This is a genomic window from Cytophagaceae bacterium ABcell3 (genome assembly GCA_030913385.1).
In the GTDB taxonomy this organism is placed as follows: Bacteria; Bacteroidota; Bacteroidia; order Cytophagales; family Cytophagaceae; genus ABcell3.
Window position 1 is genome coordinate 846,012 of record CP133159.1, and the last position, 13,403, is coordinate 859,414.

Genomic DNA, 13,403 nt, shown 5'->3' on the forward strand with positions numbered 1-13,403 from the left:
TCTATTTATTTTTGTCAGTTGTTGTTTTGATCAGGAGGTGTTCTTAAACCTGGATTATGCAATAGAAAGTTCTAATGCATATTTCAGGTTAAACTTCACACATAAACCCATACCCAAAATATAAAAACTTGTGCTGCGTTAAGCATAAAGGATATCATGCAAAAAGCTAGTTATAAAGAATTTGTTGTTAAGAACAAGGCCGTTCTGTATTTGGCTCTGATGGCCTTTGTGTTGATGTTTGGTAATCAATGGGTGAGTTATTGGGATCAAGACGAGGCCGCTTATGCTGGTTTTGCCAAAGGTATGGTAGAGTCTGGCAATTGGCTAATGCCAGATTTTATATGGTCTGATGTTCACCGCAAGCCACCACTTCATTTCTGGAATATTGCTATAAGCTATAAGATCTTCGGGATAAATGAATTTGCCACCCGTTTGCCTGCTGCCTTATCTATTTTGCTCACTTTAGCCGTTACCTATTTTATGGGGAGGAGGCTGTTTGGAGAGAAAGAGAGTTTTTTGGGCATGGTAGTATTAAGTACTTCTTTTTTGGTTGTGGCTTTGGCAAAAGTATCTGTTACGGATGCAACGCTGCTGTTTTTTACTACCCTGTGCGCTTTTTCCATGCTTTATGTATTGGTATATAAAGAAATGAAATGGGTGTTCTTGTTTTGGGCATCTTTTGCGTTGGCGCTTTTGGTAAAAGGCCCTCCAGTCATATTGTTTTCAGGTGTTTTTGCTGCGATACTTTTTTTGTTTCACCCGCAAAGAACCAACCTTTTTCGGTTACATCCTTGGTTTTTCTTACCATTGGCTGCCTTGCCGCTTTATTTTTGGGGATATTTATGTTATCAAAGTCAAGAGGGGAAAGAGTTCATTACATGGATGGTTGACTGGTATATTTTAAAACGTGTAGGTGGCAGTGTTTTTGGCCAAACAGGCCCTCCTGGCACTCACCTTTTAGGGATCATGCTTTTCTTTTTGCCCTATTTCATGTTTTTCCCAGCTGCGGTAATCAATAGCGTCAAAAACCTTTTTGGCAAGGTAAAAGACAGTAATTTCCTTTTAGGGGTTTGGTTTATTGCTGGTTGGTTTATTTTTGAGCTTACCCCTAGTAAACTGCCAGCATATGTGGTAGCAGCCCACGTACCTATGGCTTTGACCATTGGAACTTTGCTGGTGAGACGGCCATTGGCTTCTAACAATGGCTTGTCCTGGGCGCATTTGATACTAAACAGCATTATTTTTGTCGCATTATTGACGGCTCCATTTGTTCTTGACTTGCCTTGGCTTACAAAGATCGTATTTGGCATAAGTGGACTGGGTTTTATTATGTTGTTTGTATATAACTTTGCCAGAAGGAACAAGGAAGGGTTTGTTCGTAGGCTATTGGTCGGGAATGTGACTTTTATAGGAGTATTGTCTTTGGTTTTGTTGCCTGTAGCAGATAAGCTTAAAAATAGCTCATTGAGAATCGCACAACATATTGAATCGGTAGCTCCCGAAAATAGCCGTATTATTATAGCCAATAATTATTCTAACCCACCTAGCTTACCATTTTATTTATTACAGAGGTTTCAGCATGTAGAAGAAGAATATGATGCTTCTGTATTATTAAAGGAATATGAAAGCGCTGGAGAAAATGTATTTATACTTACCAGGGATCTTAAAGATGTTTTCTTGAAGCATCATCCAGAACTTCAATTCGTAGAGTTCAAGCCGTTTTTCACTGACCGTGTTCCTCAGGAAAGCTATTTTATATTAGCAAGTAAGAGATAAAAAATAAAAATAACCCGGGAGGTGCTATACCATTGCCGGGTTTAGTTTCTAAACATCTTTTGCGCTTCTTTTTCTTCTTTAAAAAAATAATTCCCCCACCATCCAAACCAAAAAATGGCAGGAAAGATGGCCCACCAATTTAGAAAATTTATTACCCAGACAACTGGGACAAGGAAAAAAAGCATGTTCCAAGATGGACCGAACAGATAAAACAGACCCAAAACGGCAACTAAACCTATACTTAACACTAAAACTTCTCCTATGCTATCCATAATGTAAGCTTAACTGGAAATGTGTAGTATGTGTTTAATTTTTTTATAGCAATATGTTTTAAGCATAATCCGGGTTTAAAGCTTTAAAGCCTTAGATTAATGGATTGGTTAATAGGTGACTTTATAATTAAGATTGCTGGTAAACCCCTAGGCCGGTTAAACTTTTTTTAGCTTTTTCTATTACTTTTTAATAGGTAAATATTTTTCAACATAAATGCGTTCTCATGAATATACGATTACACTATTCAGTAGCAGTGGCATTTTTTATGGCCATTAGCATAAGTTATTCTTATGCACAAAACGGTGAAGAGCCAAAGATTATTAATGTTGGCTTTCCAGGAATTGATGAAGTCATTTGTCTGTCAGAGGAAAAACCCGAAGAGTTTCAGTTTGAGACCGAAGGTGACTTTCCTGAAGATGTAGTTTTTACGCTTCGGGCAGTTTTTTTAGGGTTGGACGGTTTTGTGGAACTTGGGCAAGTTGCAGGAAAAGAGGCAACCTCTATTCCTGTTTCATGGACAGAGCAGTCAATTAGGAGCGAAAACGCACTTTTTTACGTTGTTGCACAAGTGTTGGATCCTGAGCAAACAATTGCCGCTGGGGAATATCTATACTTTGATTTGGTAACGGAGGTAGACCCTTCCATTACGCTTAACCGTGACGGAGAAGTGGTGGTACGCAAAGGTCAGACTATCCCTGTAAGCGTTAGTCGTCAACCTGGCGTTGATGGTAATTATTTCAATCTGGTTCATGAAGAAACCGGAAATAGTGTTTCGGGTTGGCAATTGGCAGAAGGTACTGCGACATTTCGTTTAGAAGATCCAGAGCCGGGAACTTACAACCTGTATGGTCGTGGTGTAGGAGAAAATACAGGTCAGGTATGTCAAGACAGCGTCGAAACCGATGGTAGCTTTATGATTAGCAGAGCCCCTGCGGAAATTACCAACCTGCATATTCCGGGCTTGGAAGACAACACCATTTGCTTTGACCCTGAAAAGGATTATGAAGTACAGTTTGACGTAGAAGGAGAGCTTCCGGAAGACGCCCAACTACGGGTTGATTTTAGTGGTGTTACCTATGGAGGAACTGCAATAGTAGGAAACGCTGAGGCTGAAGAAGGGATCAGCTCTATAGATATTTCTTTCCCTGAAAATATGGTTGGAGCTGCGGAGTATGCTGTGAATGTAAGGTATACCTTTAGTAATGAGCATGGTGACCATACAGTGGTTAGTGATGGCCTATTGTTTGACCTAATTACACCGATAGATCTTGACGATATTGGAATGTCGCCAGAAGGGCTGACGGAAATAGAAAGTGACGAAGTAGTGGAAGGGGTTATCTTTCTAAACAGTAACGATGGATATTTTTTCAATTTGGTTCATGAAGAAACAGAGGAAAGTGCCACAGATGGATGGGTGCGTATGTTTGATACACCTTTACAGTTTAGGTTAGAAGGGCCGGCAGAAGGAACTTATCGACTTTATGTGATGGGTGCATCAGGTGATACAAGTGTGGTTTGCGAAGACAGTGTCCGTTCTGATGCTTATTTCATTATTGAGCATGCCATTGAAGAAGAACCACAAATTATCAATGTGAACATACCGGGTGTGGAAGATATATTATGTCGGGATGACGCACCGGACTATATAGAGTTTGAGACTTTAGGGGACTTTCCCGAAGGGACAACCTTTAGGGCTTTTATGGTTACAGAAGAAAGAACAATTCCACTTGGGCATCCTGCTGAACTGAATGCCAATAGGATAAATGTTCCTTTTTGGCCTACCAGGCCAAACGAGGATGTAGAAATATTTATATCAGCTACTAACGGTGATTTAGAAGTAGAAAGTGAAAGGTTAATGATTACATATTTTTCCGCTACTGAGGAAACAGTCGACTACCAAGTAAGGAACAGAGGGGGAGATGTGATTGAACCTGTAAATGGACAATACTTTTTATGTGAGGGAGAACGCTTTACGCTATATCTGCACAGTATAAAGGGGGCAACTTACCGTTGGTATAGGAACGGGGAGCATTTAAGGGACATTGGCGAACGGGTACATGCCATCAGCGTTGACCAGTCTGGTGTGTATACCTTAAAGATCATTCTCGAGCATTGTCCTGATATAGTTAAAGAACGCAATCTTGTGTTTGTAGAGCCTCTTGATAATGTAGAAATCACAGCCGTAGGAAATGTGCTTAAAGCTCCTGAAGCTTTAAATTACCAATGGTTTAGAGATGGTGAGCCATTGGAAGGTGAAACAGAAAGAACTCATACCGCCGAAGTAGAAGGCTCTTATACTGTAGAGCTGATCACACAAGGTGGATGTGAAGCTACCTCAGAGCCTTACCGATACACGGTAACTAGTGTGGGCAATGCCTTGGCCGGTGGAAAGGTAAGCGCATACCCTAACCCGGTAAGTGATCGCCTGCATATAGAAGCTGACATTTCGGAAGAAGCATTGATTACAGTAACAGGCATGGAAGGTCAGGTGGTTCACTCAGAGACCATTATTGGCAGTACTAATATTGAACTGGATGTAAGTCTGTTGAGTGCTGGGGTTTATCTGGTGAATATTACCAGTTCCGGCGAGTCATATACTTTTAAAATTATTAAACAGTAAACAATAACAATTATATTTATTGCAAACGCACAGTCTCTAACGGCTGTGCGTTTTTTTTGAAGCAAAATATTAACCTTGCTCTATCAAAAACTGCCACATCTGTATTTCTTAAGGGATGTACCCCTCCTTTTTTTCTACTTTTTAATAGCTGTACTTGGTTTTACGAATTGATTATTAATGTATTAATATAAATAACAAAGTTGTTGTTTTTCAGTTGGAGTTTTAGTTAGGCTAGCTCACGTCTAACTTTCGCTGATATAAGAATCACGTAGCATGCTTCCCAGGCAACTGGTCTTTTCTATTTACTTTCTAAGACTTACAACATTTAAAAATTTACTCTTATGAAGAAACTTATACAAGTGCCCAGTAAAATCTTGAAGGCTGTATTGCTTTCGTGTATGCTTTTGCTGCCATTTTTTGTTACGGCTCAATCAATCGTGAATGTCAGGATTCCTGATGTAGACAAAGTTATTTGCCTCATAGATCATGATGATCTTCATATTGAGTTCGATTTGGAGGGAGACTTTCCAGAAGATGTAGAATTTACAGTAGAGCTGTTTCCCGTTCAGATGCAGTCTGTAACTTTGGGCGAAAGCCAAGGAACAGAAAACCTTTCTATCCCACTAACATTTCCGGAGGATATAGTTTACAACAATGCGCGAATCAGGGTGTCAACACAAATTGATGGTAGTCTTGTTGCCAGTGATTTCATACATCATGATATTATCCCTGAAATTAATACAAATACAGGGTTAAACCCAGATGCAAAAACCATTGCTCCTGGAGAAACGCTTACCGGTACTATACCTACTTATAGAGATAATATGAACCCCTCACAGCGGTTTATGCAGTATAAGATCGTTCATATCGAAACAGAGACCAGTGTGTCGGATTGGATGACTATAGATAATGTCCGTTTACCTTTTGAAATACCCGATGCCCAAGAAGGGACTTATCAGTTATTTGCCCGTGCCCGTGCCTCAGATGGAACTTTATGTCAGGACAGTATGCAGGTAGATGGTCAATTTGTACTTGACCACGCTGATATTGACCCAAGGTTAAAAATCATAAACGTGAATATAGAAGGAGCTGAAGATAATGTACTATGCCTGTCAGATCACCCAGATCCTGTCATGACATTTGATATAGAAGGAGATTTTCCGGATAGTACAATATTTGTGGCATATATTGGTACGCTAAGTATGCCATATGAAATAGGAAGGGTAGAAGGGACTGACAACCTCACTACCCCAGTATCTTTTTTGGACAATTACGTGTTTAGAAATGAAGCTATTTATATAGAAGCGCATGTAGGAAACGAACGGATACAAAGCTTCCCTAAACGCATGCACATTTTTCCTGAAATAAATACATCAACAGGTTTAAGTGGCCCTTCAGAAATTTTGCCGGGTGAGAGACTTACCGCTCTTATACCTGAGTATACAGCTTCTCAAAATCCTTCTCAGATTTTCATGGAATATCTGGTGGTGCATTTAGAGACAGAAACTAGTGCCACTGAATGGTTGCGTATGCATGACACACCTAGGTTTATATATATCGATGACCCTGAAGAAGGTACTTATCAGCTTTTCGCAAGGGCTAGAACTTATGACGGGACTACCACTTGCCAAGATAGCGTGAAGCTAGACGGTAGTTTTACGGTATCATATTCAGAGCCTGCAAATATTTATAACCTTAACTTATCAGGGCTAGATGATGGTGTGTTGTGCTATACCCCAGGGGAGGAGTTAGAATTAAGTTTTGATTATCAAGGGGTATTAGATGATGAAACCATTTTAACCATTGAGTTTCTAGGACAAACATTTGGGGGCCATGAGGTTTTGGCCACAATCCCTGTAGAAGAAGCTGGTATGGGAACGGTTGTGCCTGTCACTTTACCTGAAAACCTACCAACTGCGGCAAGTTATTCTATAGTTATTACCTATCCTGACCCTGAAAGCGCTGGGCTAGTTACGGGCGCTTCTTTACCTTTAGATGTTGTAACTCCTGTGGCGGCTGATAAAGAAATTTTTCCGGATGGAGAAATTAATATTGAGCCAGGAGAAACGATTGAGTTTATGATTCCTCAGAATTACAGCTATGGAACTTTTTACAAAATTGTACATATCGAAAATGAGGAAAGTGTAACAGATTGGATGTTTATGTCTGATACACCTATGCAGTTTACTCTCAGCGATCTTGACGAAGGAACCTATAGGCTTTATGCCAGAGGTTCAAATAGAGACATGGATGTTATTTGTGAGGATAGCGTACAGACAAATGGGTTATTCATTATTAAACACACTATTGAAGAAGAACCGCAAATAGTTAACGTAAATATCCCTGGTGTAGAAGATATATTATGCCGGGATGACGCACCGGACTATATAGAGTTTGAGACTTTAGGGGACTTCCCTGAAGGGACAACCTTTAGGGCTTTTATGGTTACAGAAGAAAGAACAATTCCACTTGGGCATCCTGCTGAACTGAATGATAATAGGATAAATGTTCCTTTTTGGCCTACCAGGCCAAACGAGGATGTAGAAATATTTATATCAGCTACTAACGGTGATTTAGAAGTAGAAAGTGAAAGGTTAATGATTACATATTTTTCCGCTACTGAGGAAACAGTTGACTATCAAGTAAGGAACAGAGAGGGAGATATGATTGAACCTGTAAATGGACAATACTTTTTATGTGAGGGAGAACGCTTTACGCTATATCTGCACAGTATTAAAGGAGCAACCTACCGTTGGTATAGAAATGGGGAGCATTTAAGGGACATTGGCGAACGAGTACATGCAATTAGTGCTGCTCAGACAGGGGTTTACACATTAGAGATCATTCTCGAGCATTGTCCGGATATTGTAAAAGTACGCGATCTTGTGTTTGTAGCGCCTTTGGATAATGTAGAGATAACGGCTGTAGGGAATGTGCTTAAAGCCCCTGAGGCATTGGATTATCAATGGTTTAGAGACGGAGAGCTGCTTGAAGGTGAGACAAACAGAAAGTTGACAGTAGAAGTGGAAGGCGAGTATACTGTTCAGCTAATTTCTCAAGGAAATTGTGAGGCTACTTCTAACCCTTACCAATATACTATAACCAATGTAGCCAATGCTTTGACCAATGGGGAAGTAAAAGCATTTCCTAATCCTGTAGTAGACCGTTTAAGTATAGAGGCAGATGTTACCGGAGAGGCTTTGGTTACCATTACAGGTATTGAAGGGCGTGTAGTATATACCGAAACAATTTATTCTGGCAAAAGCGACCTCCACGTAAGCCAATTGCCTCCTGGGGTTTATATCGTCAATATTGCAAACGAGGAGAAAAGCTATACCACAAAAATAATTAAAAAGTAAAAAAATGATCTTTTTGAAGCAGCCTCTTTTGTAGGCTGCTTTTTTTAGTTTTCAGGTTTAGCCTGGGTGATTTTTGTCACTATTTTTATGGCTAATACCTTAACATTCTTTAAAAATGGTAGGTTATATTGTTAGAGCAACAGACTAACAAGCCTATGTGGAAGATTGACAGAAGATGGATCATGGCTGTTCTGCTGCCAATGCTTTTTGTTACTGTTTCGTGTGAAAGAAACGTAGAGATACATGGTCAAAGACTTATGCCAAAAGCTAAGACTGCACCAGTTGAAAAAGAGGAGGCCTTAGAAAGCGGAACATTGGAAATAGAAGAGGAGTCGGAAGAAAATAATACACTTTTTGACTTGGTTTATGAAATAAAAGAAGAAAGCACAATAGATCTTGCTGATATTAAGGAAAGGGGGGAAATAATAGCACTTACAGGATATTCCCATACGGGATATTTTTTATACAAAGGAACTCCTATGGGATATGAGTATGACCTTCTAAAAAACCTTGCTGATCATTTAGGTGTAAAACTGAATATAAAAGTAGTAGACAGCAAAGATAAGATGTTTGAGATGCTACGAAAGGGTGAGGGGGATATAATTGCTTCAAACCTTCTCGTAACCAAAAACAAACGACCTTATATAGAATTTACCCACCACCATAATACTTCTCGTCAGGTGTTGGTGCAGAAGAAGCCTAAAAATTGGAGGCAGATGACAGCTTCCGAGGTCAACAAGGTGCTGATCAAAGATCTTTTGGATTTGGGAAATAAGGATGTACATGTCATTAAAAGCTCTCCATACGTAATGAGGCTTAGAAACCTGTCCAATGAAATAGGCAGTAATATCAATATTATAGAAGAAGATACCAACACAGGGGTCGAGGACCTGATTCAGGCTGTAGCCGAGGGGGAGATTGAATATACCATAGCAGACGAAAACATCGCTATGCTCAACCAGTCATATTATGCAGACTTGGATATTTCTACGCCTATAAGCTTCTCGCAAAAGCAAGCTTGGGCCGTCAGGAAAAATTCTCCTGAGCTATTGGAAGCAGTTAATGATTGGGTGTTAAGAATGAAGAATAAGCCTTTTTATTATGTGATTTATAACAAATATTTTAAACTTAAGAAGGGCTTAGACCAACAAATAAAATGTAGTAGGGAAATGACCTGTGGCAAGAACTTGTCTCCTTACGACACTATTATCCAAAAACATGCGACTGAAATTGGTTGGGACTGGCGGCTGCTGGCCTCATTAATTTATCAAGAGTCCCGGTTTGATCCTAAGGCCAGGTCTTGGGCAGGTGCTTCTGGTCTGATGCAGCTTATGCCTGCGACTGCCAAAGAGTTTGGGGCACACGATCCCTTTGATCCAGAACAAGCCATTGCAGCCGGTGCTAAGTATTTAAAGTGGCTTGACAACTATTGGAGCAATAAAGTAGAAGACCCTGACGAAAGGTTGAAGTTTATCTTGGCCTCTTATAATGTAGGTCAGGCCCATGTGGCTGATGCAGTCCGTCTAGCTAAAAAATACAAGAAACAACCAGACGTTTGGGATGACAATGTCGCATACTTTGTATTGAACAAGTCCAAACCAAAATATTCTAATGATCCTGTTGTAAAATATGGATATTGTAGAGGGTCAGAGCCTTTTAATTATGTAAAGTCTATATTGAATAGGTATAACCATTATCAGAATTTATTGCAGGAAGAGGTTGCTCTACCAAACAGCTAAGCGGTGGGATTGCTAGTAATGCATGTTAATGAAGGTGTTAGCTCCCGTTGTGTTTAGCTGGATGGTCGTTATGCAGCGATGACTTTGCTTTTGTTGCATAGCATTTTGCCAAACATTAAGTGAAGAAGCGTCTGTAAACAACTGTGCCGGTTATAGGTTAATATGTTTTTATCACAAAAGGCTATTAAATGGAAACTTACGGATATTCGCAAGAAAAAACGGATAGGCTAATCGCCAATGGTTATGACGTAACGCCCTCTGATTACATAAAGCAAGGTTGGGGGATTTTTAAGCAAAACTTTGGTGGGTTTGTAGGGTATATGGTGATAGTGCTCTTGGTCAATATTGTTTTGGACAGTATACCGGGGATAGGGTTTTTACTTAGCGCTATTCTTCAGGGACCATTACTTGCCGGCTTCTATATTGTTTCTAGAAAAATACAGTATAATGAGACTTATACTTTTTCAGATTTTTTTAATGGATTTAAAAACTTCGTACCATTGGCTATGGTAAATCTGATAGGTGGCTTGCTGATATTGATAGGACTTGTTTTACTTGTTCTGCCAGGAGTTTACTTGCTGATTGCCTATTTATTGGGTACGCCATTCGTGGTTTTTGGCAAAATGGACTTTTGGCCTGCTTTAGAGAATTCTCGCAAGTTAATTACCAAGCAATGGTTTAGCTTCTTTGCTTTTGCCCTATTGTTGGTTTTGATAAATATATTAGGTGCCATTGCCTTTGGTATCGGGTTGTTGATTTCCATACCTGTAACTTTATGTGCTACTTATGCCGCTTATGAGCATATTATTGGCACTGGCCATGACCCTAATACAATAGATGAGGAAGCTGTAATTGTAGAAGATTAAACCTTGAAATATGCAATAGGGCTTTAAATAACGTAGCAATTGTTGCTTTTGGGGATGGCCCTTAATAGTTTTGCATGAGGTAAAATAAAGTACAAAATAAAACCTTTTAGCTCTCTCCCCGCACTTGTTGCGGGGGCTGTTTGTAAGTAGCAGTATCCGTAAAAAGGTCTATTTAAAAAACTACTTTTCTTCTGTTGTTTATGCATATCGCTAAGAGGAATATGGAACCCTTGAAATGGTTTCGCCCCGAGTGGGGCTCATTGGTATAAGGTTATGATTTCTACCGATATTCCTCGGGGTGACAGGTTTAAGATACTTAAAGCCCCAGAAAGGGGCGATATGATTATAGGATCAAATTACATTACTAAAGAAGCCCCGAAGGTGGCGATATGAAATATACCACTCTTCTGCCAAACCTCAACAGATACCGGAACGGGTCCGGCAAGGGTTGTTATTCTAAAAAACCGCTGTATTGGTCATCGCTCTGGCGCTAGAAATAGTAATTGTAGAAGGTTTAGGTATTACCTGCAAGGGGTTTCCCCCTTGCAGGTGTCTATCAATCTATAATTATGGTTGCTTTATTAACTCTTCCTTTTTGAAGCGTGTCAGTTTGGACTCCTCTTTCTATGTTGTTCATCTCACCTTTTTCTGCATAAATAAAATAAGGAGCGGGCTCTAAGTTCTTAAAACTTGCAATTCCTTTCTGGTTGGTAAGCTCTGCACTGCCCACAGGGTTTTCTTTATTGATATAGTCTTCTTCTGTTTTATATAAGGTAACTGTTGCTCCTTCTGTGAGATTCCCCAATTCATCCCTAATGGTAATTTTTAAGGAGATTGGAAAGATTTGAAAGCTCATCATTAAAACAGCCAAAACAGATACTAAAAGTAATTTTTTCATAAGCTATTGAATTTTATTCACCTGTAATCGTAATAGTTATCGTTCTTCCTGAAGCATGATCTCGGTGCTCGCACAGATATACTCCCTGCCAAGTGCCCATGTTGAAGCTTCCATTGGTAACAGGTACTGATACCGAACTGCCCAACAAAGAAGATTTGATATGGGCGGGCATATCGTCAGGGCCTTCTAAAGTATGTTTATAGTAAGGCGCATTTTCAGGAACCATTTTGTTAAAATGGCTTTCAAAATCCGATCGGACTGTGGGGTCTGCATTCTCATTGATGGTCAGCCCCGCGGAGGTGTGATGAATGAAAATATGGGCCACGCCTTTTTTTATGGTACTTAATTCTGGTATAGCCCTAGTGATTTTTTCAGTAACCAGATGAAAGCCTCTCTGAAAAGCTGGAAGTGTAAATGTTTCTTGAATTACCCTCATAATCTTTAAAGATACTATTTCATATTTACATTCAAAACCGCTCAGTCTTCTGCCGGATAATACTCAAATGCGCCCATGTCCGGTGTAGGTTTTCTAGAGTTTCCTACAAGGTCAGTAGTAATGCCTGTGTTTTTGCCAGCACCTTTGGCAGGAGAGCCTTCCTGTAGTTTAAAGTTTCTGTCTTTAGGGTTTTTAAATTCAGGCTCTTCATTGATTATGTTACCGTCACCTTCAGACATGCTTTCACTTTTTATAAGCGAGTGGCGTATGTCCACATTAAACGGATAATCAGCGGATTGGTTTTTGACCAATTCTTCACTTCTGTCTCCCCAGATAATTGAATTGATAATTTCGGCCTCTATAGGGTTTTTCAGCCTACCCCCGTCAGGTTTTAGACGTGTATTGTAAAATCCGACGGTGCTGTTGTTTCTGAAGAAATTATAAGAATAATTAGCTAGCGTGCTATGGACAATCTTGCTTTTCCCTCCACCTGAAGCCACAAAAGCGTAGTTGGCACAGTTATTAATGAGGGTATTTTCCATATAAACGTTAGAGTTGACAGCTTCTACGCCAGATCGGGACATGTTTTCTACTACCGACTGTTTAATTGAAACTACCGGTGTAGAAGGGGCCATAGAGTTCTCTAACAGCAAACCAGTTTGGGCATTTCGCACCTCGGTAGCTTCAAGCCTATTTCCAGAACTGCTAGAGGTGAAAGTAATTCCTTTCCACAGCCCCGGCTGGTTGCGCATCCGATATTCTAGGCGGTCGGAAGAGAAAATGACCCTATCGTCAACTTTGCCTTCAGATTTGAGCGATCCTTTTACCTTTAAATATGCGCCATCGCCAAATAGAACTTGTACTCCGGGTTTTAAAGTTAAATTACAGCCTTGTGGCACAGTAGCATGTCCAGAAATTACATAAGGTTTTTGGCTGTCCCATACGGTATTGCAGGATAAAGTTTTATTATGGATAAAGTTGGCATCTTGTCCGTATGCTACCAGCATTACCCTTTGTTGGTTATTGTTTGTCGTAAACATAACCGAATCTTTGACTAGGTAGGGCAAATCTTTGTCCTGCGGGTTGATGTTTACCTTTACCAGTACAAAGAGGCTGTCTTTGCCCCTTAGTTCCAAATTATTCTCATGCACACTTTCCTTTCCATTAATAATCAACTGATATTCCGAAGAAGCTAAGCCGCCTAAGCGCACACTGCCAATAACTACAGCATTGTCATTGGGGTTATAGACAACCAATCTTCTGGTAGTACTGCCTATGGAAGTGAAAATGGTATCAAAAAGAATGGTATCGCCGGAGAACTCCAGGCGCGCACTTTGATCTGTAGTAATCCTGTCTTCGCGGGATTTACAAGCATAGCACAAATAAGCGGCCAGTAATATAACAAAAACTCTAAATGCAATTCTCGGCATAGTAAT

At 40.0% G+C, this 13,403-nt stretch carries 9 protein-coding genes; 5 read left to right on the plus strand and 4 right to left on the minus strand.

From position 1 onward, the window contains the following. Positions 1 to 156: 156 nt before the first annotated feature. Entirely contained in the window at positions 157 to 1,776 is a 1,620-nt protein-coding gene (locus tag RCC89_03655) for a glycosyltransferase family 39 protein (GenBank protein ID WMJ72263.1), read from the plus strand. A 41-nt stretch (positions 1,777 to 1,817) separates the two neighbouring features. Here the strand turns inward: RCC89_03655 and RCC89_03660 are convergent, their stop codons facing one another. Continuing rightward, positions 1,818 to 2,048: a hypothetical protein gene (locus RCC89_03660; GenBank protein ID WMJ72264.1), complete on the minus strand. Its 231-nt coding sequence runs from the start codon at positions 2,046 to 2,048 to the stop codon at positions 1,818 to 1,820. Positions 2,049 to 2,272: 224 nt separating this feature from the next. Here RCC89_03660 and RCC89_03665 point away from each other — a divergent pair, with 224 nt between their 5' ends. The 4 genes from RCC89_03665 to RCC89_03680 all read left to right on the plus strand — a co-directional run bounded on the left by RCC89_03665 (position 2,273) and on the right by RCC89_03680 (position 10,633). Then, on the plus strand, positions 2,273 to 4,669 hold the full coding sequence (locus RCC89_03665; protein WMJ72265.1) for a T9SS type A sorting domain-containing protein: 2,397 nt from the start codon (positions 2,273 to 2,275) through the stop codon (positions 4,667 to 4,669). A 341-nt stretch (positions 4,670 to 5,010) separates the two neighbouring features. Further along, a complete protein-coding gene (locus RCC89_03670) occupies positions 5,011 to 8,028 on the plus strand; it encodes a T9SS type A sorting domain-containing protein (protein ID WMJ72266.1) in 3,018 nt (1,005 codons plus the stop codon). Positions 8,029 to 8,183: 155 nt separating this feature from the next. Then, positions 8,184 to 9,767 (plus strand): transporter substrate-binding domain-containing protein, encoded by a 1,584-nt coding sequence (locus RCC89_03675; GenBank protein WMJ72267.1) that lies wholly within the window; start codon positions 8,184 to 8,186, stop codon positions 9,765 to 9,767. 188 nt (positions 9,768 to 9,955) lie between these two features. After that, a complete protein-coding gene (locus tag RCC89_03680) occupies positions 9,956 to 10,633 on the plus strand; it encodes a hypothetical protein (GenBank protein WMJ72268.1) in 678 nt (225 codons plus the stop codon). Between the two features lie 556 nt (positions 10,634 to 11,189). Here the strand turns inward: RCC89_03680 and RCC89_03685 are convergent. The 3 genes from RCC89_03685 to RCC89_03695 are packed head-to-tail and all read right to left on the minus strand — an operon-like array spanning position 11,190 to position 13,397. Further along, positions 11,190 to 11,531, minus strand: a complete 342-nt coding sequence (locus RCC89_03685) for a carboxypeptidase regulatory-like domain-containing protein (protein ID WMJ72269.1) — start codon at positions 11,529 to 11,531, stop codon at positions 11,190 to 11,192. A gap of 13 nt (positions 11,532 to 11,544) precedes the next feature. Beyond that, positions 11,545 to 11,967 carry a secondary thiamine-phosphate synthase enzyme YjbQ gene (locus RCC89_03690; protein ID WMJ72270.1) on the minus strand — a complete coding sequence of 141 codons (423 nt, stop codon included), beginning with the start codon at positions 11,965 to 11,967 and terminating at the stop codon, positions 11,545 to 11,547. A 41-nt stretch (positions 11,968 to 12,008) separates the two neighbouring features. Further along, positions 12,009 to 13,397, minus strand: coding sequence for a choice-of-anchor Q domain-containing protein (locus RCC89_03695; GenBank protein WMJ72271.1), 1,389 nt, complete (start codon positions 13,395 to 13,397; stop codon positions 12,009 to 12,011). Positions 13,398 to 13,403: the final 6 nt, after the last annotated feature.